The organism is Wenzhouxiangella psychrophila (assembly GCF_042310375.1).
Taxonomy (GTDB): Bacteria; Pseudomonadota; Gammaproteobacteria; order Xanthomonadales; family Wenzhouxiangellaceae; genus Wenzhouxiangella.
In genome coordinates this window covers 1-22,372 of the sequence record NZ_JBHJMQ010000013.1, presented here as the reverse complement: position 1 = coordinate 22,372, position 22,372 = coordinate 1, and the positions used below count along the sequence as shown (strand labels likewise).

Here is a 22,372-nt window from a genome sequence, read left to right as displayed (position 1 = left end):
CGTTTCGGCTCGCTCATTTGGAGTCACCAAACCACGCTCGCCGAAGCCGCAACGGAGCCTCCCGCAAAGACCCGTCGCGCCCGTGCGATCATTGATCAGAGGTTCCTAGAGGCCGAGTAATGAAACGCGATCTCCTCATACTTGCCATGGTCGTCGTGAGCCTTGTCAGCTGGCTGGCCTGGCAGACGCGTCCCGATTCAGTACAAGACGGGCGACTGAACACCAGCACCCTGCTCAACGATGCGCCGGAGTCGTTCCGGCAGGTGACCGGGCCGAGACCGTTCGAGTTTCCCGCCGACCACGCCGCGCATCCAGGCTATCGCAACGAATGGTGGTATTTCACCGGCAATCTCGACAATGCCGACGGCGACGCCTGGGGATTTCAGTTCACGCTGTTCCGCTTCGAACTCGACGCCGGCCCGCGACCCGATTCGGCCTGGACCGCCGATGCGGTCTGGATGGCCCACCTGGCGCTCAGCGATGTCGAAGGCCGGGTGTTCCACCGCGAAGAGCGTTTCGCGCGCGGCGCGCTCGACCTGGCCGGCGCCACCGAAGATCGCTGGTGGCTGCGCGACTGGCAGGTCGAACGAAAAGGCGATCGATTCCAATTGACCGCCCAGGCCGATGGCTTCGGCCTGGATCTCGCGCTGGAACCGCAACGCCCGGTTGTTCCTCAGGGCGAGGATGGCTACAGCCGGAAAGGTCCGCAAGCGGGCAATGCCTCGCACTACTACTCGATCACCCGCCTGAAAACCAAGGGTTCCGTCCAGGTCGACGGCGAAACCATGCCGGTCGACGGCCTGGCCTGGCTCGATCGCGAGTGGGGATCGAGTCAACTGGCCGGTGATCTGTCCGGCTGGGACTGGTTTTCGCTGCAGCTCGACGACGGACGCGATCTGATGGTCTACCGCCTGCGCACCGAAGACGGCGAAGCCTCGCGCTTCTCCGCCGGCAAGGTCGTCTATCCCGACGGCGATTCGCGAACGCTCGGGCCCGAGGATTTCACGGCGACGCCCCAACGCGAATGGCGGGATTCCGAGGGCCGACAATGGCCGGTTGCCTGGACCGTTGAAGTGCCTTCCGAAGACCTGGAGCTGGAAGTCGAGGCGCGCTTCGATGAGCAGCGCTGGTCAGGCGCGGTCAGCTACTGGGAAGGTGCGGTCGGCGTGCGTGATGTGGAGACGGGCAAGTCGGTGGGGCGAGGCTACCTCGAACTCAGCGGCTACGGAGATTGACGGGGACAAAAAATCAAAACCTGATAAACGCAAAGACGCAAAGCAGCAAAGAACGCAAAGAAGAACAGAATCAAAAACCAATAACCACGGAAGACACGGAAAAAAAACCAGGAACATATCAAACAGATTTTCTTGTTGCAGTTTCCGTGTTTTCCGTGCCTTCCGTGGTTTTATATTTCCTTTTCTTTGCGCTCTTTGCTGCTTCGCGTCTTTGCGTTTTAAAGGTTTTGATTATCCCGGCCAACGCCCGTTAATCAACTGCTGATCTATCGACGAAGACTTCTCCGTCGCGCATGACGAAGCGGACGTCGTTGAGAACATCCACATCCTCGAGCGGGTTGCCGTCCACGGCGATCAGGTCGGCGGCGTAGCCGGACTGCAGCCGGCCGAGCTCGTCTTCGCGACCGAGCAGTTGGGCGGCATGGACGGTGGCGGTGCGCAGCGCGTCGGCCGGGCTCATGCCGGCTTCGACCATGTAGCCGAATTCGCGTGCGTTGGTGCCGTGAGGACAGACGCCGCAGTCGGTGCCGAAAGCGATGGGCACACCGGCGGCATGGGCGCGCGAGAAAGTTTCCTGGATGATGGGGCCGATGCGGCTCGCTTTCCTGGCCACCACCGGCGGAAAGTAGCCCTCTTCCTCGGCCTTCTCGGCCACGAACTTGCCGGCCGAAATGGTGGGCACATACCAGGTGCCCTTCTCGATCATCAGCTGCATGATCTCGTCGGTCATGTAGGTGCCGTGCTCGATGGAGTGTATGCCGGCCTTGACCGCGCGCTTCATGCCCTCGGCACCGTGGGTATGGGCGGCCACGTGCATGCCGTAGTCGGCCGCGGTCTCGATGACCGCCTCGAGTTCGTCCATCCGGAATTGCGCATTCTCGCCGCTGCTGGCCACGCTGAGCACCCCACCCGTGGCGGTGACCTTGATCAGGTCGGCGCCGTCCTTGTAGCGCTGTCGCACCGCGGCTCTCGCCTCGGCCACGCCGTTGAGCACGCCCTCGCGCGGGCCGGGGTCGCCGCCCAGGTCATGACGCCAGCCGTTGGTCGGATCGGCATGGCCGCCCGTGGTCGCCAGCGACTTCGCCGCCGTGAAGATACGCGGCCCCGGAATGCGCTCGGCGTTGACCGCCTCACGCAGGGCAATCGAGGCGTTGAAGGAATCACCCAGGTCGCGAACGGTGGTGAAACCGGCCTCGAGGGTCTTTCGCGCGTACTGCGCACTGCGCAGGGCCACGTCGGCCTCGTTGAGCGTGAACCGCTCGATGTACGAAGAGCGACTCGACTGCGAGGTCAGGTGCGTATGCATGTCCATCAGCCCGGGCAGGCAGGTGAGCGAGGAAAGGTCAACCTGCTCGACATCATCAGCCCACTCGGGATGCCCGGAGCGCAGCTCGGAAACCTTGCCGTCGGCCATCACCACGGTATGCGCGCCGAGCCGTTCACCCGCCTCGACATCCACCACACCACCACAACGCACCCAAGTCTCGCCAATCGCGAAACCTGAACAAGCAAACAACACCAAAGCAATCAGAAACCGATTCAATTCAACAACCTCCACATCCCAAAATCAATCACTTCACACTTCACACTGAACACTCACGTCAAACAATCCACCCTGCAATCAACATCAGGCTGAGCACGACCAGCCAGAGCACCAACATCCGCCAGGCCAGCTGGTGTCCGCGCTTGAGGCCCGCCTCGCGCGACTCGGCGTCGCTCAACACCTCGGCCATGACCTCATCGATCAGGCGCGGCGAGAAGATCCACCAGGCCCGATCGCGATGATAGTGTTTCCAGGCCTGCGCGACGCGGTCGAGATCGGTAACGAGCCCGAGCGCCAGCGTCATCAGAACCAGTACCGGCCACTCGAGTACCCAGCGCAGCCGGGCCAGCCAGTCCAGTTCGTCGGCCGATAGATCATCGATCTGCATGGCCTTCTGGCAAAGGCGATAGAGCAGCGCACCCGGAATGCCCAGCAGCGTGAACCAGAACAGGATGGCGAACCAGCGCGTGCGGGCGCCGTGCACCACTAACGCACCGGCGGTCGAAGGCGAGGCGTCGTCGCCCAGGCCCAGCGCTTGCGTCGCCTCCCGACCGTCGGCGTGATCCGCCTCTTCCAATATCAGATGAACGTCGCGATCGAGATCGCGCGGGCCCAGCGTATAGACAAAGGTCGCCAGGGCCAGCAAGGCCCATCCGAACCCGCCCAACAGCAGCATGGCAATGGCGGTAGCCAGCCAGGCGGCCAACAAGGCCGTGAGGAAGACGGCGGCCAGGGGCAGCCAGGCCTGTCCGGGAAAGCGCTGTCTGAGGTCCCCGGTCGGCCAGAGCAGCCAATCGAAACTACGCCAGCGGCCGACGGCCGTGAAGGTGTGGCTCAGCAGCAGGCCGATGAGAACGATCAGGATGGTCATGAGGCTGTGATAACACGAATGGCCCGGCCCGCGCCAGCCCGACGACGGTGATCGAGAGTCAGGCTACGCCGAATGACGACCCGCACCCGCATGTCGTGGCCGCGTTGGGGTTGCGGATGACGAACCGCGCCCCCTGCAGGCTCTCGCTGTAGTCCACCTCGGCGCCTTCGAGATACTGGAAACTCAGCGGGTCGACCACCAGCGTGACTTCGTCGCGCTCGACGGTGATATCGCCGTCTTCGACCTCTTCGTCGAAGGTGAAGCCATACTGGAAACCGGAACACCCACCCCCGGTGATGTAGACCCGCAGCTTGAGCTCGGGATTGCCTTCCTCCAGGATCAATTCGCGCACCTTGGAGGCGGCGGAAGTCGTGAAGATCATGGGTTGGATATCGCTCATCGTGTGGTGCTCCGGGGCATGCGACTACATTCGACAACAAGAACGTTGCGGCTGTTCGCTACGGCTTCAATGCTACCGCGAGAACCAGGGTCGTGTCAGTGCCCCGACAGGTCGGCTGTGCGCCTGGAATCGCAGGTTTCACAGGGTTGCGAGGGGAATGCAGGGCAGGGAAAAAAGAAAGCGGTCTGACGACCGCTTCAATATGGTATGCCCCAAACCGGATGGATCTGCACGTTGTTCTTGTTGCATTCATGAAGTTGAAAATTCATGAATTTTTTGTGATGTGCGCGTTGTTTATACATTGCCGCTCGGGTCGACGTCAAGTTGCCCACCCGCGCCGCTTGATCGAAAATACCCGCTTCGATCACTTTGCAGGAGCGCCGCATGCGCTGGCTCGAAGCCTTCCACGTCGTCTTCGTCGTCACCTGGTTCGCCGGTCTTTTCTATCTCCCCCGGTTGTTCGTCTATGCCACCGAGAACCCCGCCGGGCACACCTTCGAGCTGCTCAAGGTCATGCAACGGCGCCTGCTCGGCATTACCCATATCGGCGGCGCATTGGCAGTGGGATTCGGCCTGGCGACCCTGTTCGGCGAGCCCTGGCACCTGAGCACCGGCGGCTGGATGCACCTGAAGCTGGCCCTGGTGGCCGGCCTGATCGCTTACCACGTCTGGTGCTGGCACCTGGTGCGGACCTTCGCCCGCGGCGAAAACAGCCACAGTTCGAAGTGGTACCGGTTGTTCAACGAAGTGCCGGCGGTGTTTCTGATCGCCATCGTCGTGCTGGTGATCGTCAAACCCTTTTGAGTTGGCTGGTTCGCTCGTTCGCTGGTTGGCTGGTTAGCTGGTTCGGCAACTGCCTGGGCTTGCAGTGCGGCTGCGCCGCGTTGGCCGAGGCATCATCCGAGAGGTGATCAGGATGCCCATCATCGAACGCGCCAAAGCCGCCCCGCAAATTGACCGGCTGCCGAACCAGCAAACCAGCAAACCAGCAAACAAGCCAACCAGCCAACCAGCCAACTCGTCTCAAACGGCGACCAACTCCAACGAGCCGCATCCCTGTAGAGACCGGCAGCGCCGCCGTCACCCCCCCGCCAACATGTCCCGCGCCATGTAGAGCGCGGCGATGCTGCGGCCCTCGGTACAGTCTTCACGGCGGATGAGCGAGACCAGGTCGTTCATCGGCCACTCGACCACTTCGATGTCCTCGGGCTCGTCGCCGGGCAGGCGGGATTCGTAGAGATCGCGGGCGAGAATGACGTGGGTGCGGTGGGTCATGTAGCCGGGAGCAAGGGTCAGATGGCCCAGCTCGGTCAGCGAACGCGCCCCGAACCCGCACTCTTCCTGCAGCTCGCGATTGGCGCCCTCGGTATAGGACTCGCCGGCTTCGAGCCGCCCCTTGGGGAGCCCCAGTTCGTAACGGTGCACGCCGCAGGCATATTCCCGAATCAGCAGGACGTGATCGTCGTCGGGCATGGCCACGACGATCACGGCACCGACACCGCGGCTGATCAGTCGCTCGTAGGTACGGCGCTCGCCGTTTGAGAACTCGAGGTCGAGCTGCTCGACGCGGAACAGGTCGGCTGGACGACGTTCGCGCCGGTCGTGAATGACCGGCAGGGGGCGGGAAGATTCACGCTTGCTCATTGCGCGAGGATAGCAACTGGCGATGCAGTTCGGGGCAGGCGGCGAGCACCGATCGGGTCTCCAGGTCCGGCGCGCGGCCGTCCAGGTCGGTCAATACGCCGCCGGCCTCTTGCACGATCACCGCCACGGCGGCGATATCGAGGATATTGACGTCGCTTTCGACGACCACGTCCTGGCCGCCGTCAGCCAGGCGATGGTAGGAATAGAAATCGCCGTAGCCGCGCGATCGCGCCGCGCGCGAGACGAGTTCCCCGACCCAGGGCCAGCCGGCGCCCCGGGCCAGCGTCCGCAGGTTGCCGAAACACACGTCGGCGTCTTCGAGCCGGTCGAGCGGCCGCACCCGGACGCGCTGATCGTTGATGAAGGCGCCCCGCCCCTGAAGGGCGCGGGCCCGTTCACCGAAGGTAGGCGCCGAGGAAACACCCAGCACCAGTTCGCCGTCGACCATCAGGGCGATCTGCGTCGACCAGAACGGCAGCGAGCGGATGAAACTGCGCGTGCCGTCGATCGGATCGATCAGCCAGAGATACTCGCTGTCGCCTTCCCGGCCGTATTCCTCGCCGAACAGGGCATGATCGGGAAACTGCCCGCGGATCACTTCGCGGATAGCCTGCTCCGCTTGTCGGTCGGCGACCGTAACCGGGCTTTCGTCGGACTTGAGTTCGACTTCGAGCTCACGCCCGAAATGCCCCATTGCGACTTCATCGGCGGCATCGGCCGCGGCCAGCGCAGTCTGCATGACCTGGTCGAGATCGATCACGGACAAACCTCCTCGTTCGAATTCTCTGCCGGTTACCAGCCCAGCGCACCGCTAAGCCGAACCCGGACCTGGCCGTCGGGCTGGGGCTCCCCCAGCCAGGCGATCTGGCGCAACAGTTCCGGCCGGTCGGCGCTGGCGCGCAGCCACAGGTCCACCTCGTAGCGTTCCGCGCCCAGTTCGATGCCGCCGCGCACCTGGATGGCGCCCGGCTGGGTGGACTCGACCCGGGCTTGCTGCCCTTGTTGTCCGGAATCGAGGCGAACGGTGATCTCGCCCAGCGACTCCTGCACCGTACCCTCCAGGCGGGCATCGCGCCAGACCAGCTGGCCGTCGATTTCCGGCGTCTGGCCATCGGCAATCAAGGCGCGTTCCACCTCGAACTCGACATGCCCCCGCGGGCGGGCGTTGACCAGCCACATCCTGGCGTCGAGTCGGTGCATTTCAATCCTGCCGGTCACGTCAACCAGTTCGGTCGCGCCGGTATTCAGGCGCCAATGGCCGTCGAGCTCCACGCCCTCGCCACGGGCCTGCCAGGACCAGTCGCGACCCCCGTCCCATTGCCAGCCCACGTCAAGCGGGACGAAACCGGGCTGTTGCCAGACGGCCTCGCCGCGCCACAGCGTGCCCTGGACATCGCGTACTTCCTCGCCCACATCCAGCCTGGGCACAACGACCCGCGCCGGCAGCGTGGCTACGATAACCACAGGCACCGCCAAAAGAATCAACCAGAGGAGTTTACGCATTGCTCACGAGCGTCACACGGACGTTGACCTGCCCCTCATCGCCGCTGCCGTCGACCTGCAGCTGGTCGACCTGCACCGGGCGCGAGCGTGAGAACTCTTCCAGCCAGGTCATGACGCTGACGAAATCGGCCCCTTCGAGCCACACGCGCACCTCGTCGTCTCCGGTCGGCTCGATCCGTGCCACGGCGCCGGCCAGGCCGGCCGCGCGCGCGGTTTCGTCGGCCAGGCCGAGCAGGGAACGGCCGCCCAGATCGCGGCTGGACCGGCTGTTCTCGCGCAGACGCTCGGCCATCGGGGCGACCGCCCCAAGCCAGTTCAGCAGCGCCTGTTGCTGGGCAATGCGCTCGCGCTCGGCTTCCCGCGCCTCGGCCAGGGGCTCCCAGACCCAGACGTAGACCAGGGCGACGATCAGCACCAGGCCGGCCAGACCGATCAGGCGCCGCTGCCTGGTATCGAGCTGCTGCCAGGCATTCATGCACTACCTCCACGGCTGATGCGAATACGGCCGCTGGCCCCCTGATCGTCCAGGCTGGCAGTCTGCACTTCGGCGGACAGGTCGAGCGCGCGCAGGCGCTGCTCGATCTGCTCGAGCGCCGCCACGTCCGGCGCACGCAACCCCAGCTCCAGTACACCGTCGCGATAGTCCAGTCGATCGACCTGGATCTGCTCCTGGCCGTCGATGACCGGCGCGACGCGGTGCATCAGGTCGAGCAGGCCGGCCGCCTGTCCGAAGCGCAGCCGGGCAAGCTCGCGTTCCGCCTGGGTTTTCGGGCGAACGATCCGCCCGACTTCCGGAAAGGCCTGTCGAAACTGCTGCTCGATGGAAGCCTCCAGTTCGGCGGAACGCTGGGCGAGCTGGTAGCGTTCCAGCGCGGCGTAGCCCACTACCAGAAGCACCGCCAAGCCGGCCAGGATGGCCGTCCAGCGCCACTGCGACTGCGTCGCCGCCGCGGAACGCGGCGCCCAGGGCCCGTTGAGCAGATTCAGGTCGGTGGATTGGGCCTGTCTCGCCAGGATGGCGGACAGCGACTGGCCCTGGTCGCGATCGGTGGCGCCTCGCTCGTCGACCCAGTCGGGACGCTGCCCCCCGTACCAATCCCATTCGGCTTCCACGGGCGCTACCGAATCGATCATGTCGCCGGCCAGCTCGGCGTCGAAGCTGGTAAACGACCAATCGCCCCAGCGCGCCAGGATGCGGCCGTCGTGTTCGGCCAGGCTGACCCGACCCGGCTGCCAGGGCAGGCAAAGCGCATCGGGGAGCATGCGCTCGGCTTCGACCTGTTCAAGCCGGTCGACCAGCTCGGTCATGACGGCATTAGCAATACTGACGCAGCACAGCTGGCCGGCATCGTCTCGCGGCCCCGCCACCACGTGTTCGTCCTCGGCGCTACCGGCCAGGTGCTCCTCGGCCGACCAGCGCATGGCCTGCTGCAGCTTGTGACCACGCAGCGGCGGCAAGTCCAGCTTCAGGCCCAGGCAGCGCGAGGCATCGAGTAATACGGTCGCCGGCTTTTCGAGCGGCCAGTCGGGTGATGCGGGATCGCAACGGCCCGATTCCGTCACGCTGCCGCCACGCTCGAGTAGCGCCCAGGACCATCGCGATCCGGCGGCGTGAATGACCAGGTTTTCCGAGCGCGGTCGCGCCATGTTCAGGGCACCCCCTGGCTGAATCGACGGAAGCCATCATAACCCGCCGCCGCGCCGTTGATCAGGCGGAAATAGTCGCGCTCGACACCGTCGATGACCACCCGCGCCTGGGCCAGAAACCAACGGCTGCGGATGGCCAGGAGAATGCGCTCATCGGGACGAATGACCGGCGCGATCAGCGGGTGCTCGACAAAGCGCACCGGGTCGGAATACGGCCCGTCGGCCACCACCCGCCGGGCCTGTTCGGGATCGAGCCCGGCGATCACGGCGGCAAGCACTTCGGGCCGCGCGGAATTGACGTTGACCCGCAACTCCGGCTCGGGCAGTGCAGCGACCAGCGGGGAAAGTTTCTGCCAGGCGGCCTCGTCGACGCTGCGCAACCAGCGCAGTTCACTCGCGTTGGCCATCAGCACGCCGGCTGTACGGTAGGGCGGATCCTGGCGGGCATACCAGTCGTTGGCCGCGCTGCCCGGGCGGGGCATCACCGCCCCGTCGAGCCAGTCGGCGAGCTCGTCGGCGATGATCGGGTTGAGGTCGAGCTGCTCGAGCAGACGGCGGAATGCCTCACGTGCGCCGTTAGCGGCTGCCTCATCCGGATGCGCCAGGGCATTGAGATTGAACCGTGCGCCCAGATCACTCAGGCGGCCCTGCACCATGCCCCCCGGCACATTGAAGGGCGCCGTCCAGCTGCCGTCGAGCACTGACGAGTTCGCGCCTTCATCCATGGCCTGCTCGAGCATGCGCTCGGCCAGCACCGACATGCCCCGGGCGTACTGCCAGGAACGCTCGCTCGCCAGCAGCGCTTCGCTGCGGGCCATCGAACGCTGGCCGCGTTCGAGCATGACCGTGGCGATCACCGCGGCGAGTGCGGCGGTGATCAGCGCAATCAGCAGCGCGCTGCCGCGCTGTCGTTCCCTCGGATCAGCCATCGATTTCATTGCAACACCAGCACGCGGCGCACCCGGCCGAAACGACGGGTGTCGATCACCACCTCGATGGCCGAGGGCAGTTTTGCCAGTGCTTCGTCAGGCGGCCAGCGCTCCTGCCAGCTCCCCGCGTTGTCGCGGTAGGAAAAGGCCAGCGACTCGACGCCCGGAAGCACGGTCTCGGTCAGCGCCTGGCCATCTGCAGCGCGGTCGGTCACCGGCCATCGGATACGCTGCAGTTCAGTGCCGGCCAGTTGCCAGCCGAAACGCTGCAGGGTGGAGCGTTTGGTGTCGGCCGGATTGGCCCAGCCGGATCGGGTTCCCGACAGGCTTCTCGGCTCTCCGGCCAGGGCGGGCTCGGTCCGGCCCGCGGCTGCGGCCACCGGCCTTGCCGCCAGCTGGCGCAGGTCTGCGTCCATCCGGGCGACCGCGACCTGCAGGGCACCGAATTCCTCGCTGCGGTCGCGATGACCGCTGGCAGCACGGCTGAGGGCGTCAAGCGCGACATAGGCGCTGGCCGAAAGGATGCCGAAGACCACCACGGCGACCAGCACCTCGACCAGGGTGTAGCCGCTCGCTTGCCGTCGCGCCCGCACCGGGTTGTTCAGAGGCTGCCGGGAATTCATTGCGCCAGGAAACCGGTATGCATGACCACCGGCGAGTCGCGCTGCGGCGCTTCGAAGACCGCGACATCGACACGCAGCAGTTCACCACCGGGTGCGGGCTCGATCAGCATTTCCCAGTACCAGGTGCGCTCGCCCATGTCCGTGCTGCCCTGCCGCTGTCCGGTCGAGACACCGGTCTCCAGTTGCACTTCGGCCAGGGCATTGTCGGCCACCCAGAGTGCCCAGGTTCGTCGCTCCAGCTCGCCCTGGCTGTCGAGCACCAGGCTGCCGGCCCGGCCCAGCGCGGCCACGGCCACCGCGACCACGACCAGCGCGACCAGCACCTCCAGCAGGGTAAAACCGACCGATCGCTTCATGGAGATTCCTCGATCGCCAGGCCGCCGCCGGGTTCCCCCGTCAGGGCCGCAGCCCGACGGTCCAGGCGGAGCTCAAGCGTGAAGTCGGTCATGTCGCCCAGGGGCTGGCAAACCAGTTGCGGGGCGGCCGGCTCAGCTTCCAGGGCCACGGCGCGATCCTCGACGACCAGGTCGAGATCGACAACGCCCTGCCAGGCGCGCGGCCGTGCGACCTCGTCGTCCGGCAAGGGCGCCCATCCGGAGCCGGTGGACTGCCAGAAATCATAGCCTTCGGAAGTCAGGCGAATGCCGCGCGGCTTGGACTGGAACAGGGCCTGTTCGCACTGGTAGTCGATGAGTGCGGCCAGGCGCTCGATTTGCTCGGCCGGCTCGGTGCCCGAACGCCAGGTTCCAAGCCGCAGGATCACGAGCGACGCCACCACGGCGGCGATGGTCACCACCACCAGCACCTCGATCAGGGTGAACCCGTCGGCGCGAGGCGGCGGGCTAATCTTGCCAGTTGCCGATCTCTCCATTGATACCCTCGCCGCCGGACGTGCCGTTGGCCCCGAACGACCACACGTCGATCTCACCGTGTACGCCCGGATTGAGGTACTGGTACTCGTTGCCCCAGGGATCGGTCGGCAGGTTGTCGATGTAACCGCCCTCCTTGTAGTTGGGCGCCGGGGGCTGGCCCGAAGGCGGTCGCACCAGGGCCTCGAGACCCTGCTCGGTCGACGGATAATTGAAGTTGTCGAGCTTGTACATATTGAGCGCCGTGACCAGGGCCTGAACGTCCTGCCGGGCCTTGGTCACCCGGGCCCGGTCGGGCTCGTCCATGACACGCGGCACCACGACCGCCGCCAGAATGCCGATAATGACGACCACGACGAGAATTTCGATCAGGGAAAAACCGTGAGCGCGTTTGCTGATGCTGTTCATGGTGGTTTCGGGGCTGTTGCTGCCAGTTGGGCCCCATCATACGCGCAAACGATTTGCCGGCAAGAACTCATGAATAAGAAGGACTAATGCGTACGATCCGGATCTATACCGAGCAGAATATCGAGACCGGCCGCGACGTCGATCTCGAGGCGGGACCGTCCCGCCATCTCGTACGCGTACTCCGTCAGAAGAAAGGCCATCGACTGGTCGTATTCAACGGCGACGGCTACGAGTACCTCGGCACGATCACGGCCACCGGGCCGGGCGATCGCTGCAGCGTGGCGGTCGAACGCCGCATCGAAGTGGACGTCGAATCGCCCTTGGCGATCAACCTGGTACAGGCCATAGCGCGCGGTGACCGTATGGACTGGTGCATCCAGAAAGCCTGCGAACTGGGCGTGACGGGAATCCGGCCGGTGTATACCGAACGCACGGAGGTGCGGCTGGAAGGCAAGCGTGCCGACAAGCGACAGCGTCACTGGCAACAGGTGGCCGTTGCAGCCTGCGAACAGAGCGGACGAGTCCGCGTGCCCCTGATCGAAGCGCCCGCCGCGCTTACCGCCATGAACTGGCCGATCGGCCGGCGGCTGCATCTCGATCCGCTGGCCGAAACCGCCCTGAGCCGAATCGAGCCGCCCGATGAAAACGGCTTCGTGCTGGTCATCGGGCCGGAGGGCGGCCTGACCGAACAGGAAATGAGCTGGCTCGAACGACAGGGCAGCACCGGCACGCGCCTGGGCCAGCGGGTGCTGCGAACCGAAACCGCGGGGCCGGCGGCAATCGCCGCCCTGCAGACCGTCTTTGGAGACTGGCAATGAACGAGCCGACCGACTCCGTGCGCTGGCTGCAGGTACGTGTAACCGTCGATGAGCCGAGCGTCGACGAGGCCGAGGCCGCGCTGTCGGAGGCCGGGGCCCACGCGGTGACCCTGCTCGACGCCGCCGACGTGCCGGTGCACGAACCCGACCCCGGCAGCATGCCGATGTGGCCGCAGACCATCGTCGAGGGCCTGTTCGACGCCGATGTGGACCGCGCGCTCATCGGCGACGCCCTGGCCGACGCCGGGCTTGCCGAGGCGACGGGCAGCCTGCGCTTCAGCGAACTCGTCGAACAGGACTGGGAGCGGGCCTGGATGGACCGCTACGAGCCGATGCGCTTCGGGCGTGATCTGTGGATTTGCCCATCCCACCTCGAACCCGACCCCGACTGGCCGCTGGTGATCAGGCTCGATCCCGGCCTGGCCTTCGGTTCCGGCACCCACCCGACCACGGCCCTGTGCCTGGAGTGGATCGACGGCATGGATCTGGACGGAAGGGAAGTGCTCGATTTCGGCTGCGGCTCGGGCGTGCTCGCCATCGCCGCGGGCCTCAAAGGGGCCGGCCGGCTGGTCGCGGTTGACCACGACGCCCAGGCCTTGCTGGCCACGGAGGAGAATGCGCGCCGGAACGGGCTCGACGGCGAGATCGAATGCCTGCTGCCGGAGGCCTTCGAGCGCCAACCGGACGACCGAAGACTCTTCGACCTGGTGCTGGCCAATATCCTCGCCGCGCCCCTGGTCGAACTGGCGCCGAAGCTGGCCGCCTGCCTGCGCCCCGGCGCCACGCTGGTGCTTTCCGGCATCCTGCCCGAACAGGCCGAATCGGTCATCGAAGCCTATGCCGATCTCGGCCTGCCGCTCGACCACAGCGAGCAGGACGAATGGGTCCGACTGGTCTTTTCACGCCGCGCGAGCGAGGAACGATAGCGTGCGGTTATTCACCTGGCTGCATCACCAGCTCGCAGACCTGCTGAGCGATTTCGTTCTGCCCGGGCTGGCAGCACTCCTGCCGCGTCGATGGATGAACCGCTTGCTCTGGCGAGCAGCCGGCCTGGCCTGGCTGTTTCCCGCCAGCGCCCGGGCGATCGAGCCGAGCGAAAGCGCCTGCTTCGGGGCGGTTTCCGACCTGCGCCGACGCTGGGCCTGGACCACCCTCGTGGAAGCGGCGCAAACCTGGCGGCTCATCTTCGGATTGCGCCCCCGCCTCACAGTCGATGGACACTGGCCGGAAGCGCCCGGTTTCATTGCAGCGGGGATGCATTACGGCACCGGGATTATTGCGCTCTGGCATCTGCGCCATTGCGGATTGCGGCCACGATTCGTCTTCCGGCCGGTGGCGCGGGACGATCTGCCCGGCCGCCCGGTGAAGCTGGCCTGGTATCGATTGCGCACCCGCCTGATCAAACGGCTGTGTCCCGATGGACCGATCACCACCGGCGGCGCCAGCCAGCGAATCGATCAGGCGCTCCACGAGTGCCGCTCGACACCGGTACTGCTGTTCGACACGCCCACGCAGGAACCGGGCGACTGGTGCATGCGCGTCGGTCAGGCTGAAATACCGCTGCGGTCAGGCGGGGCCAGGCGCTTCGGCCGGGCCGGGATCACAGTGGCCTTTTTCGTCGTCACCATCGATCCGGACACGGGCGAGAGCGAACTGACCGTCACCCGACTGGAGCCCGATCGCCCCGTTCAGGAACAGGTCATGGAGCATATGGAACAGGCCATGAAGAACGACGCTGGTCAATGGCTTCTATGGCGCGGGGTCGAAGGGCTCTTTCAGCCCGCGCCGGAAGACCCGGCGGCATCCGAACAAACTTGGTAGCATTCCGCGTCAGTCCGACGCGCCGCAGGCACCCCACCGGCCATGTCCAATACGCTTTCGCCCGAACTGATCGAGGCCGCCCGCCGGGCCCAGCGCGACGAGCGCCTGGCCGGGACCCTGGCCGCGCAGTGTCCGGAGCTACAGGCAGGCGGGCTCGATACGCTCGTTCATCCCGAATGCCAGATGCTGGCCCATTCCCTGCGGACGCACGCTGACGCCAACCTGGCTGTCAGCCAGTACTTCGCCGTGGCCCTGCAGCAGTACCGGGTCGTACGTCAACTGATCGAACGGCTTTTCGCCCGACCGGATCACATCGAGTTCCTGGACTTCGCCTGTGGTTACGGCCGGCTGCTGCGCTTTTTGGTGCATCGCCTGCCCCACGACAACATCCATGCCGCGGAAATCCAGGCAGATGCCGTCGAATGGGTGCACCAGCGTTACGGCATCCACGCACTGGCCTCGAGTGCCGTCCCGGAAGATTTCGATCCCGGCCGGCACTTCGACATGGTCTGGGCCGCCTCGCTTTTTTCGCACTTGCCCGACGAGCTGTTCGGTGGCTGGCTCGATCGGCTGGCGAGCCTGCTCGATGCCAACGGGGTGCTGTGCTTCAGCGTGCACGACGAGGCGACGCTGCCAGCCGACATGTCGGTATCCGACGATGGCTTGCTCTACATTGCCGGCAGCGAGAACGCCGACCTCGATCCGGCCATTTACGGCACGACCTTCGTCAGCCAGGCTTACGTCGAGCGCAGGATCCGCGAGAGGCTTGGCGCCGATACCGCCATAAAGCGCCTGCCGCGTCTGCTCGCCCACGAGCAGGATGTTTACGTCGTCGCGAAGAACCAACGCGATCTCTCCGTACTGGACGGCTTTCGCTACGGCACCCGCGGCTGGCTGGATGAGCTGCACATCGACAACGAGGCCGGCACGCTGTGGCTGGCCGGCTGGGCCGGCTCGCTGGACGCCGTCCCCTTCGACTGCGTCGAGATCCATCTCGACGAGCAGGTGCATCGCCAGTCCGTCGGTGAGCCGCAGCCAAAGGTGGCCGAAGTCCTCGGCCGGCCCGGCCTTGCCCATAGCGGCTTTTCCTGCACGCTCGAGCTGCCCGACTCACCCTCGCCCTGGCTGTCGCTCAGTGCCGTGGCACAAGATGGTGAACGTGCCCTGGTCTACGCTGGTCGACTCATTCGTCAATGACCTTCGATTCGCTGACCTTTGCGCTGTTCATCGTCGCGCTGTGGGGCCTGCTCGGGCTCTCGCGCGGCTGGCGGGTCCGCAAGTTGGAACTGCTCGCGGCCAGCTACCTCTTCTATGCCGCCTGGAACCCGGTGTTCATCTGGCTGCTGGTGGTCTCGACCGTGGTCGACTGGACGGCAGCCAGGCGACTGCACGCCAGTGAAGACCCGCGCCGACGCAAGGCCTGGCTGCTGCTGTCGGTAATCGTCAATCTCGGCCTGCTGAGCTGGTTCAAGTACGCCGACTTCTTCATCGCCAATTACAACCAGTTTGCAACCTGGCTCGGTCTCGGCGCGTTCCAGGCGCCGCTGCTCGACGTCGTGCTGCCCATCGGCATCTCCTTCTACACCTTCCAGACCCTGTCCTACACCTTCGACGTTTACCGTCGACGCATCACGCCCGGCAAGGACTTTGCCGACTACGCGCTGTACGTGAGTTTCTTTCCACAACTGGTGGCCGGACCGATCGTGCGCTACGAACAGTTCGCCGGCCAGCTCGAGCAACCGCGCGTGATGAACGCCGCCAACGTCGAAACCGGCACGGCGCTGATGGTCGCCGGGCTGTTTCTCAAGACCGTACTGGCCGACAGCCTGTTCGCGCCGGTGGTCGACTCGGGCTTTGCCGCGGCCGACAGCATCGGCACATTGGCCGCCTGGTCGAGCATCACCGCATTCAGCGGCCAGATCTACTGCGACTTCGCCGGTTATTCGCTCTGCGCCATCGGCGCGGCGCGCGTCTTCGGTTTCGTGCTGCCCAAGAACTTTCATGCGCCCTACGCCGCGGTCGGGTTCTCGGACTTCTGGCGGCGCTGGCATATCTCGCTATCGACCTGGATTCGCGACTATCTCTACATCACCCTCGGCGGCAGCCGCCACGGGCACGCCCGCACGCTCGGCAACCTGGTCGTGGCCATGGGCCTGGGCGGCCTGTGGCACGGCGCGGCCTGGACCTTCGTGCTCTGGGGCCTGGCCCACGGCCTGTGGCTGGTCGTCGAGCACGTTCTGCGGCCCCTGGCCGACCGCACGGCCTGGCTGGGCAGCCGGCTGATGAAACCGGTGTGGATGGCCGTCACCTTTATCGTTGTCACGCTGACCTGGGTGCTGTTCCGCGCCCAGGACCTGGGTCAGGCCGGGGATTTCTACCTCGCCCTGCTCACTGCCTCCGAATCCGTGATGGACGCCGCGGGCTGTCTGGCCCTGTCCGCCATGGCCGGACTGCTGGCCTGGCAAGTCGCCATGCGCCGAATCGAGATCGAAGACGTTTATGCACGAATGGCATGGCCGGCACGCGGGGCGATGATCGGTCTGCTGCTGGCCGCTGTACTGCTCAGCCCCGGTGAGAACCGGGCCTTCATTTATTTCCAGTTTTGAGACTCCTTGACCCAATGACCCGGAAAGCACAAGCCATCGCTGTCTTCGTTATCGCCGGGGTGGTTGCCACCGCCACGGTGGGCGGCTGGGAATGGCTCTGGCGCGAGCGCGGCTTTACGCCGGCGCTCTACGACGACCGCGACTTGTGGGCAGCCCACCGTCAACGGGCAGTGACGGTGGCTCAGGAAAACAATTTTACGGTCCTCGGCGCCTCGCGCATCCAGCTGGCCTTCTCGACCCGGGCCTTCGAGAACACCCTGCCGGATTGGGAAGCCACTTCGCTGGCGATCAATGGCCATTACCCGGTGGCGGTGCTTGAGGATCTGGCGGCGGACGAGGATTTCGCCGGTGTACTCATGGTTGCCGTCGACGCGCGCGGCCTTGCCCACTGGTACCACGACATGAGCGCCCCCTGGGTGCGCCACTACCACCGCGACTTCGGCCCGCAGCGGCGGATCGAGCGCCACCTGCTGACCTTTCTGCAGGAAAATCTGGTCGTCGTCGGTGCCCCTTTCAACCTGGTTCGCCGACTGGAAGGCTGGATCGAAAATCAGCCGCCACCGCAGAATTACACGACGATGGAGTCCGACCGGACCATCGCCGCTGACTACGAACAGGCCGATGTGCCGGGGCTGCGAAAGCATTTCACAGAGGCGCTGGCTGCCGACTACCGGGAACATCCCGCACCCTCTCCGCGGCGCTGGTTGAGCGACCTGAAGCGCATCGAGCAAGCCGTTGCGAGGATTCAGGAGCGCGGCGGCCGGGTGGTCTTCCTGCGCATGCCCACGGCCGACGAGCACTGGCAACTCGACCGCAAAAATTATCCGCGCGAACTGTACTGGGATCAGCTGGCCGAGGCCACCAGCGCGACCACCATTCATTTTTCGGACTACCCGACACTGGCCGAGCTTGAACTGCCGGACACCTCCCACATCGACCAGAGTGACCGTGCTCGCTTCACCCGGGCTCTAGCCGGAATTCTTCGAGAGCAGGGTACGCTTCCCTGACAACACGCACGTGGCTGTCCGGGATCTCCCGGCCTGCCTATGCATTCAGCCAGGCCGTGCCACAACGATGCGTGCGAGGTCCCGGCTCATTGGCCGGGACGACAGAACGCGGGGTGACGTCGTCGCCGAAGCTCAGCCAGGCTTCCCGAACGCTTCGATTGCCTTGACGATCTCCGCACGCGCCTCATCCGGCCCATGCCAGCCCAGCACCTCGACCCACTTGCCGACTTCCAGGTCCTTGTAGTGACTGAAGAAGTGGCGGATATTGCGCCGGCTGAACTTGGCCAGGTCCTCGATCGACTGGATGTCCTCGTGCAGGGGCGAGACTTCCTGGATGGGCAATGCCGCGATCTTGACGTCGCGACCGGCCTCGTCGGACATCTCCAGATAGCCGATCGGCCGGCAACGGATGATCGAGCCGGGCTGCAGCGGCACGCGAATGAGCACCATCACGTCGAGGGGATCACCGTCCTCGGCCAGCGTGTTGGGCACGAAACCGTAGTTGCACGGATAGCGCATGGCCGTGGCCAGCAGCCGATTGACGTGGATGCTGCCGGTGGCCTTGTCGACCTCGTATTTGACCGGCGGGCCATCGAGCGGAATCTCGATGATGGTATTGAAGTCGTCGGGCGGATTGACGCCCGGCGGAATGTCGTTGACGTTCATGGCTAGCGCCTGCTCGCGGAAACTGCGTGCGCAATTATACCGGCGTTGGCGAGGACTCCGGCCTCAGCGCCGACGACGACGGCGACGGACCATCGACGGCCGCATCTCGCCGCTGGTGTTCGGCTCGGATTCCGGTTCCTGTTGCTGCTCTCGCACGCTTTTCGGTTCAGGTTCAGGTTCAGGTTCAGGTTCCGGTTCCGGTTCCGGTTCCGGTTCCGGCTCGGGTTCCGGCTCGGGTTCCGGTTCCGGTTCCGGTTCCGGTTCGGGCTCGGGTTCGGGGTTGAGCAGCGAGTGGCCATCGACCTCCACGTCGCTCACCGAGCGAACGCCGCGAATAGCCGAAAGTTCGTCGATCAAATCCCTCGGATCGCCGAATTCTTCTTCGCTCTGGGCTCTCAACTGGATTGCATGCCCCGATTCGTCCTCGACGAAACGGTGCGTCTCGAACTGCAGCCCGGCGCGGTTGATGGCCGAAATGGCGGCAGCGAGAATGCCCGACTTGCGGGCGAGCGACAGTGTGATGACAACATCAGCCATGTCGGGTCGATCCCTCTGTTTCTAATCTGGATTTTGTCGTTTTAGTCCCGGGCCGCGAGCGCCGATGGAGCTGGTAGGAACGCGGCGGAGCGGCAGAGTATAGCAAGGATAGCGGTTTTTCCTTACAATTACCCGGTTTTGCGGGTCCGGGCATTCTCGCCGGGACTGCATGCTCGCGCTTTTTCCGCACAAAAACGCCTGTATTTTCGGGAGAAAACATGAACCAGTTGATGATCCCCCCGGTTCTCGGGGTCGTGGGCCTGATCGTGGCCTTCATTCTCTATCGCGTGGTGATGCGCTATCCAGCCATGGAGGGCAAGCCCAGCGAGATCGCCGTGATGATCCAGCAGGGCGCCTCGGCCTTCATGCGCCGCGAACTGATGCTGATCGGCCTGTCGGTCGCCGTCATCTTCGTCGCGCTGTCGGTATCCGGCCTCGGCATCCAGACCGCCGTATCCTTCCTCGTCGGCGCCATCTGTTCGGCCGCGGCCGGCTTTTTCGGCATGATCGCCGCCACCCGCGCCAACGTACGCACCACGACCGCAGCCCACGAATTCGGCGCCGCCAAGGCACTGAGCGTGGCCTTCTACGGCGGCTCGGTCATGGGCATGCTGGTCGCGTCGCTCGGCCTGGTCGGCCTGGGCACGCTTTACCTCGTGTTCGGTGCAGACCCTGAAACCGCTCATCGCATCCATGGCTTCGGCATGGGCGCGGGCGTCGTGGCGCTGTTCTATCGCGTCGGCGGTGGCATCTTCACCAAATCCGCGGACGTCGGTGCCGACCTGGTGGGGAAAGTCGAGGCCGGCATTCCGGAAGACGACCCCCGCAACCCCGGCGTGATCGCCGACAACGTCGGTGACAACGTCGGCGACGTGGCCGGCATGGGCTCGGACATCTTCGAATCCTATTGCGGTGCGATGATCGCCACCGTGGCACTGGCCACCGTCATGGTGCAGCAAGCCGGCGGCGGTTACGTCGAAGGTCTTGGTGAAGGCTCGGCCATCATGAGCCTGCCGCTGCTGTTGTCTTCCCTGGGCCTGGTCTGCTCGATCGGCGCGATCCTGCTGGTCCGCGCCAGTTCGGGCAGAAGCCCCGAAACCGCGCTGCGAATCGGCACCATGTCTGCAGCGGTGGGCTTCATCGTGCTGGCCTTCTTCCTGATTCGCTATCTCGGTGTCGAAACGAGCGTATGGTTCGCCGCGCTGGTCGGTGCCCTCGGCGGCATCGTGATCGGCCTTTCCACCGAGTATTTCACCGCAGGCAAGCCCGTACGCGACATCGCCCGGGCTGGCGAAACCGGCTCGGCCACGGTGATCATCGCGGGCCTTTCGACCGGCATGCGCTCGGTCGTCATTCCGATCCTGTCGATCTGCGTGATGATCTATGTCGCCAACGCCTCAGCCGAGCTCTACGGCGTGGGTATTGCCGCGGTCGCCATGCTGGCCACCGTCGGCATGACCATGGCCATCGACGCCTACGGCCCCGTCGCCGACAACGCCGGCGGCATCGCCGAGATGGCGGGCCTCGGTGAGGAAACGCGCAAGATCACCGACTCGCTCGACGAGTTGGGCAACACCACCGCCGCCATCGGCAAGGGCTTCGCGATCGGCGCCGCGGCACTGGCCGCGTTGACCATCATCAGCGCGTATATCGCCGAGGTCACCCATCGCTTGCCCGGCTTCTCGCTGGAGATTTCCGACCCTAACGTGCTCATCGGCATGTTCATCGGCGGCATCTTCCCGTTCCTGGTCGCGGCCATCACCATGACCGCCGTCGGCGACGCCGCCTTCGAGATGATCACCGAGATCCGCCGCCAGTTCCGCGAGATTCCGGGCCTGCTCGAAGGCAAGGCCGAGCCGGATGCGCCGCGCTGCGTCGACATCGCTACCACCTCGGCGATCAAGCGCATGCTTCTTCCGGCCGCCCTGGCCGTTCTGGGCCCGGTCGTGATCGGCTTCGGCCTGGGCGCCGAGGCACTCGGCGGCATGCTCGGCGGCGCCTTGCTGGGCTGTGTTCTGCTGGCGCTGACCATGGCCAACGCCGGCGGCGCCTGGGACAACGCCAAGAAGTACGTCGAGAAAGGCAACTTCGGCGGCAAGGGCTCCGAAACCCACAAGGCCAATGTCGTCGGCGACACCGTGGGCGATCCGCTCAAGGACACCTCGGGCCCGTCGATGAACATCCTGATCAACGTTATGGCCATCGTCAGCCTGGTGATTGCACCGCTGTTGTCGCACTGATCGGCGCGTTTAATTCAGTGCTTGAGAAACGCGGCCGCTGGCCGCGTTTCCGCTTTCTGGCTTACGGTTTCCGGTTTCCGGTTTCCGGTTTCCGGATAGCATTGCCCAAATCCTTCAAGCGTTCCAAACCGTGGGGCCCGCCCGACCAGAACCAACGGCATTCGCCCGGGCGCGGGCTTCGACGGCTTCTTCAGGTGGCCGTGACCCAGTCGGGAAGACGATGCCACACGGTCTTTAGTTCCCGCATGTGCTGGCGATAGTCGGGACAGATCTCGGCGACACGATTCCAGAACCTGGGGGAATGATTGGGGTGCTCGAGGTGCACCAGTTCGTGGATGAGGACGTAGCGGCAGGCTTCGGGGGAGCAGAAGAGCAGCCGGGCGTTGAGCGAGAGGTTGCCATTGGACGAGCAGCTGCCCCAACGTGATTTCTGGTTGCGGAAGCTCAGCCGGCTAAAGCTCATACCGTGCGCCTGTGCCAGCTCTTCGACCCATGGCGCCAGCTTCTGTCGGGCCCGCCGCTTGAGCCAATCCTGAAGCCGGCTGACGATCGCTTCCGCCGGTGCATCTTCCGGCAGGCGCAGCAGCGCCTCGGAGCCGACACGCGCTTCTTTCCGCCGCTTTTCCTCCGGACGACCATAAACCACATCCCACAACTCCCCGACAGCCGGCAGTTCGATACGCCGGGGGCGTAGTCCACACACGTCCGGGTCGCGGGCACTGCGCTGGCGCGCCAGGCGGTGTCGAACCTGTGTGATCCAGGCATCCTGTCCCCGAACGAAACGATCGACTTCACTGCGCCGCACGCCCTTCGGCGCCGTGACCACCAGAGCGCCGTCGCGCTCCACACGCAGCTTCAGACGGCGGGCGCGGGGATGGTGGCGGAGAAGGTAAGACACTGTTGGCTTGTTGGCTTGTTGGCTTGTTGGCTTGTTGGCTTGTTGGCTTGTTGGCTTGTTGGCTTGTTGGCTTGTTGGCTTGTTGGCTTGTTGGCTTGTTGGCTTGT

26 protein-coding genes are annotated in these 22,372 nt (G+C 65.1%); 10 read left to right on the top strand and 16 right to left on the bottom strand.

The genetic code is table 11. The features are described 5' to 3' along the window. Nucleotides 1-119: 119 nt before the first annotated feature. Together ACDC66_RS14150 and ACDC66_RS14145 are read left to right on the top strand one after the other, a co-directional pair. Entirely contained in the window at nucleotides 120-1,235 is a 1,116-nt protein-coding gene (locus tag ACDC66_RS14150) for a lipocalin-like domain-containing protein (protein ID WP_376697384.1), read from the top strand. Then, the gene (locus tag ACDC66_RS14145) at nucleotides 1,232-1,489 is read left to right on the top strand and encodes a hypothetical protein (protein ID WP_376697383.1); all 258 of its coding nucleotides are present in this window, start codon (nucleotides 1,232-1,234) and stop codon (nucleotides 1,487-1,489) included. The genes ACDC66_RS14150 and ACDC66_RS14145 overlap by 4 nt, the downstream gene beginning before the upstream one ends. On the opposite strand, the gene ACDC66_RS14140 is transcribed toward ACDC66_RS14145, so the two are convergent. The 3 genes from ACDC66_RS14140 to erpA form a co-directional block, all read right to left on the bottom strand. After that, on the bottom strand, nucleotides 1,486-2,712 hold the full coding sequence (locus ACDC66_RS14140; protein ID WP_376697382.1) for a metal-dependent hydrolase family protein: 1,227 nt from the start codon (nucleotides 2,710-2,712) through the stop codon (nucleotides 1,486-1,488). The two genes, ACDC66_RS14145 and ACDC66_RS14140, sit on opposite strands and share 4 nt — an antisense overlap. A gap of 124 nt (nucleotides 2,713-2,836) precedes the next feature. Next, a complete protein-coding gene (locus ACDC66_RS14135; protein ID WP_376697381.1) occupies nucleotides 2,837-3,649 on the bottom strand; it encodes a hypothetical protein in 813 nt (270 codons plus the stop codon). Between the two features lie 58 nt (nucleotides 3,650-3,707). Continuing rightward, the gene (gene erpA / locus ACDC66_RS14130; protein ID WP_376697380.1) at nucleotides 3,708-4,049 is read right to left on the bottom strand and encodes an iron-sulfur cluster insertion protein ErpA; all 342 of its coding nucleotides are present in this window, start codon (nucleotides 4,047-4,049) and stop codon (nucleotides 3,708-3,710) included. A gap of 384 nt (nucleotides 4,050-4,433) precedes the next feature. On the opposite strand from erpA, the gene ACDC66_RS14125 reads away from it, so the two are divergent. Beyond that, nucleotides 4,434-4,853 carry a CopD family protein gene (locus tag ACDC66_RS14125; protein ID WP_376697379.1) on the top strand — a complete coding sequence of 140 codons (420 nt, stop codon included), beginning with the start codon at nucleotides 4,434-4,436 and terminating at the stop codon, nucleotides 4,851-4,853. Between the two features lie 276 nt (nucleotides 4,854-5,129). Here the strand turns inward: ACDC66_RS14125 and nudE are convergent, their stop codons facing one another. From nudE to gspG, 10 genes are read right to left on the bottom strand one after another with little or no spacing between them, the layout of a single operon-like run. Continuing rightward, nucleotides 5,130-5,693, bottom strand: a complete 564-nt coding sequence (nudE, locus tag ACDC66_RS14120; protein ID WP_376697378.1) for an ADP compounds hydrolase NudE — start codon at nucleotides 5,691-5,693, stop codon at nucleotides 5,130-5,132. Beyond that, nucleotides 5,680-6,450 carry an inositol monophosphatase family protein gene (locus tag ACDC66_RS14115; protein WP_376697420.1) on the bottom strand — a complete coding sequence of 257 codons (771 nt, stop codon included), beginning with the start codon at nucleotides 6,448-6,450 and terminating at the stop codon, nucleotides 5,680-5,682. Before ACDC66_RS14115 ends, nudE begins: the two co-directional genes overlap by 14 nt. 35 nt (nucleotides 6,451-6,485) lie before the next feature. After that, complete coding sequence (gspN, locus tag ACDC66_RS14110) at nucleotides 6,486-7,196, bottom strand: type II secretion system protein N (RefSeq protein WP_376697377.1); 711 nt, start codon at nucleotides 7,194-7,196, stop codon at nucleotides 6,486-6,488. Continuing rightward, the gene (gspM, locus tag ACDC66_RS14105; protein WP_376697376.1) at nucleotides 7,189-7,671 is read right to left on the bottom strand and encodes a type II secretion system protein GspM; all 483 of its coding nucleotides are present in this window, start codon (nucleotides 7,669-7,671) and stop codon (nucleotides 7,189-7,191) included. Before gspM ends, gspN begins: the two co-directional genes overlap by 8 nt. Then, nucleotides 7,668-8,843 (bottom strand): type II secretion system protein GspL, encoded by a 1,176-nt coding sequence (gspL, locus tag ACDC66_RS14100; RefSeq protein ID WP_376697375.1) that lies wholly within the window; start codon nucleotides 8,841-8,843, stop codon nucleotides 7,668-7,670. Before gspL ends, gspM begins: the two co-directional genes overlap by 4 nt. Before the next feature lie 2 nt (nucleotides 8,844-8,845). Then, the gene (gspK, locus tag ACDC66_RS14095) at nucleotides 8,846-9,781 is read right to left on the bottom strand and encodes a type II secretion system minor pseudopilin GspK (RefSeq protein ID WP_376697374.1); all 936 of its coding nucleotides are present in this window, start codon (nucleotides 9,779-9,781) and stop codon (nucleotides 8,846-8,848) included. Beyond that, nucleotides 9,778-10,395, bottom strand: a complete 618-nt coding sequence (gene gspJ, locus ACDC66_RS14090; RefSeq protein WP_376697373.1) for a type II secretion system minor pseudopilin GspJ — start codon at nucleotides 10,393-10,395, stop codon at nucleotides 9,778-9,780. Before gspJ ends, gspK begins: the two co-directional genes overlap by 4 nt. Continuing rightward, nucleotides 10,392-10,751, bottom strand: a complete 360-nt coding sequence (gene gspI, locus ACDC66_RS14085; protein ID WP_376697372.1) for a type II secretion system minor pseudopilin GspI — start codon at nucleotides 10,749-10,751, stop codon at nucleotides 10,392-10,394. The genes gspJ and gspI overlap by 4 nt, the downstream gene beginning before the upstream one ends. Next, on the bottom strand, nucleotides 10,748-11,266 hold the full coding sequence (locus tag ACDC66_RS14080; RefSeq protein WP_376697371.1) for a prepilin-type N-terminal cleavage/methylation domain-containing protein: 519 nt from the start codon (nucleotides 11,264-11,266) through the stop codon (nucleotides 10,748-10,750). Before ACDC66_RS14080 ends, gspI begins: the two co-directional genes overlap by 4 nt. Beyond that, entirely contained in the window at nucleotides 11,238-11,672 is a 435-nt protein-coding gene (gene gspG / locus ACDC66_RS14075; RefSeq protein ID WP_376697370.1) for a type II secretion system major pseudopilin GspG, read from the bottom strand. Before gspG ends, ACDC66_RS14080 begins: the two co-directional genes overlap by 29 nt. A gap of 86 nt (nucleotides 11,673-11,758) precedes the next feature. On the opposite strand from gspG, the gene ACDC66_RS14070 reads away from it, so the two are divergent. Genes ACDC66_RS14070 through ACDC66_RS14045 form a run of 6 tightly spaced genes read left to right on the top strand, consistent with a single transcriptional unit; the run spans nucleotide 11,759 to nucleotide 17,924 of the window. Further along, nucleotides 11,759-12,490, top strand: coding sequence for a 16S rRNA (uracil(1498)-N(3))-methyltransferase (locus ACDC66_RS14070; protein ID WP_376697369.1), 732 nt, complete (start codon nucleotides 11,759-11,761; stop codon nucleotides 12,488-12,490). Next, nucleotides 12,487-13,416: a 50S ribosomal protein L11 methyltransferase gene (prmA, locus tag ACDC66_RS14065; protein WP_376697368.1), complete on the top strand. Its 930-nt coding sequence runs from the start codon at nucleotides 12,487-12,489 to the stop codon at nucleotides 13,414-13,416. The genes ACDC66_RS14070 and prmA overlap by 4 nt, the downstream gene beginning before the upstream one ends. Nucleotide 13,417: 1 nt before the next feature. Further along, nucleotides 13,418-14,311 carry a hypothetical protein gene (locus tag ACDC66_RS14060; RefSeq protein WP_376697367.1) on the top strand — a complete coding sequence of 298 codons (894 nt, stop codon included), beginning with the start codon at nucleotides 13,418-13,420 and terminating at the stop codon, nucleotides 14,309-14,311. A gap of 42 nt (nucleotides 14,312-14,353) precedes the next feature. Then, the gene (locus ACDC66_RS14055) at nucleotides 14,354-15,508 is read left to right on the top strand and encodes a class I SAM-dependent methyltransferase (RefSeq protein ID WP_376697366.1); all 1,155 of its coding nucleotides are present in this window, start codon (nucleotides 14,354-14,356) and stop codon (nucleotides 15,506-15,508) included. After that, on the top strand, nucleotides 15,505-16,917 hold the full coding sequence (locus ACDC66_RS14050; RefSeq protein WP_376697365.1) for an MBOAT family O-acyltransferase: 1,413 nt from the start codon (nucleotides 15,505-15,507) through the stop codon (nucleotides 16,915-16,917). Before ACDC66_RS14055 ends, ACDC66_RS14050 begins: the two co-directional genes overlap by 4 nt. Nucleotides 16,918-16,931: 14 nt before the next feature. Beyond that, nucleotides 16,932-17,924 (top strand): hypothetical protein, encoded by a 993-nt coding sequence (locus tag ACDC66_RS14045; protein ID WP_376697364.1) that lies wholly within the window; start codon nucleotides 16,932-16,934, stop codon nucleotides 17,922-17,924. Between the two features lie 132 nt (nucleotides 17,925-18,056). On the opposite strand, the gene ppa is transcribed toward ACDC66_RS14045, so the two are convergent. Beyond that, nucleotides 18,057-18,590, bottom strand: coding sequence for an inorganic diphosphatase (gene ppa, locus ACDC66_RS14040; RefSeq protein WP_376697363.1), 534 nt, complete (start codon nucleotides 18,588-18,590; stop codon nucleotides 18,057-18,059). A 63-nt stretch (nucleotides 18,591-18,653) separates the two neighbouring features. Then, the gene (locus ACDC66_RS14035; RefSeq protein WP_376697362.1) at nucleotides 18,654-19,127 is read right to left on the bottom strand and encodes a hypothetical protein; all 474 of its coding nucleotides are present in this window, start codon (nucleotides 19,125-19,127) and stop codon (nucleotides 18,654-18,656) included. Between the two features lie 218 nt (nucleotides 19,128-19,345). Here ACDC66_RS14035 and ACDC66_RS14030 point away from each other — a divergent pair, with 218 nt between their 5' ends. Continuing rightward, nucleotides 19,346-21,367 (top strand): sodium-translocating pyrophosphatase, encoded by a 2,022-nt coding sequence (locus tag ACDC66_RS14030; RefSeq protein WP_376697361.1) that lies wholly within the window; start codon nucleotides 19,346-19,348, stop codon nucleotides 21,365-21,367. A 190-nt stretch (nucleotides 21,368-21,557) separates the two neighbouring features. Here ACDC66_RS14030 and ACDC66_RS14025 read toward each other — a convergent pair whose 3' ends face one another. Beyond that, entirely contained in the window at nucleotides 21,558-22,265 is a 708-nt protein-coding gene (locus ACDC66_RS14025; RefSeq protein ID WP_376697360.1) for a M48 family metallopeptidase, read from the bottom strand. Between the last annotated feature and the right edge of the window lie 107 nt (nucleotides 22,266-22,372).

Bases quoted from the DNA above. Each gene is read 5' to 3' on its own strand.
- ACDC66_RS14150 (WP_376697384.1), top strand. From the start codon at position 120: ATGAAACGCGATCTCCTCATACTTGCCATGGTCGTCGTGAGCCTTGTC.
- ACDC66_RS14135 (WP_376697381.1), bottom strand. From the start codon at position 3,649: ATGACCATCCTGATCGTTCTCATCGGCCTGCTGCTGAGCCACACCTTC.
- erpA (WP_376697380.1), bottom strand. From the start codon at position 4,049: ATGAGCGATATCCAACCCATGATCTTCACGACTTCCGCCGCCTCCAAG.
- ACDC66_RS14125 (WP_376697379.1), top strand. From the start codon at position 4,434: ATGCGCTGGCTCGAAGCCTTCCACGTCGTCTTCGTCGTCACCTGGTTC.
- nudE (WP_376697378.1), bottom strand. From the start codon at position 5,693: ATGAGCAAGCGTGAATCTTCCCGCCCCCTGCCGGTCATTCACGACCGG.
- gspN (WP_376697377.1), bottom strand. From the start codon at position 7,196: ATGCGTAAACTCCTCTGGTTGATTCTTTTGGCGGTGCCTGTGGTTATC.
- gspM (WP_376697376.1), bottom strand. From the start codon at position 7,671: ATGAATGCCTGGCAGCAGCTCGATACCAGGCAGCGGCGCCTGATCGGT.
- gspL (WP_376697375.1), bottom strand. From the start codon at position 8,843: ATGGCGCGACCGCGCTCGGAAAACCTGGTCATTCACGCCGCCGGATCG.
- gspK (WP_376697374.1), bottom strand. From the start codon at position 9,781: ATGAAATCGATGGCTGATCCGAGGGAACGACAGCGCGGCAGCGCGCTG.
- gspJ (WP_376697373.1), bottom strand. From the start codon at position 10,395: ATGAATTCCCGGCAGCCTCTGAACAACCCGGTGCGGGCGCGACGGCAA.
- gspI (WP_376697372.1), bottom strand. From the start codon at position 10,751: ATGAAGCGATCGGTCGGTTTTACCCTGCTGGAGGTGCTGGTCGCGCTG.
- ACDC66_RS14080 (WP_376697371.1), bottom strand. From the start codon at position 11,266: ATGGAGAGATCGGCAACTGGCAAGATTAGCCCGCCGCCTCGCGCCGAC.
- gspG (WP_376697370.1), bottom strand. From the start codon at position 11,672: ATGAACAGCATCAGCAAACGCGCTCACGGTTTTTCCCTGATCGAAATT.
- ACDC66_RS14070 (WP_376697369.1), top strand. From the start codon at position 11,759: ATGCGTACGATCCGGATCTATACCGAGCAGAATATCGAGACCGGCCGC.
- prmA (WP_376697368.1), top strand. From the start codon at position 12,487: ATGAACGAGCCGACCGACTCCGTGCGCTGGCTGCAGGTACGTGTAACC.
- ACDC66_RS14055 (WP_376697366.1), top strand. From the start codon at position 14,354: ATGTCCAATACGCTTTCGCCCGAACTGATCGAGGCCGCCCGCCGGGCC.
- ACDC66_RS14050 (WP_376697365.1), top strand. From the start codon at position 15,505: ATGACCTTCGATTCGCTGACCTTTGCGCTGTTCATCGTCGCGCTGTGG.
- ACDC66_RS14045 (WP_376697364.1), top strand. From the start codon at position 16,932: ATGACCCGGAAAGCACAAGCCATCGCTGTCTTCGTTATCGCCGGGGTG.
- ppa (WP_376697363.1), bottom strand. From the start codon at position 18,590: ATGAACGTCAACGACATTCCGCCGGGCGTCAATCCGCCCGACGACTTC.
- ACDC66_RS14035 (WP_376697362.1), bottom strand. From the start codon at position 19,127: ATGGCTGATGTTGTCATCACACTGTCGCTCGCCCGCAAGTCGGGCATT.
- ACDC66_RS14030 (WP_376697361.1), top strand. From the start codon at position 19,346: ATGAACCAGTTGATGATCCCCCCGGTTCTCGGGGTCGTGGGCCTGATC.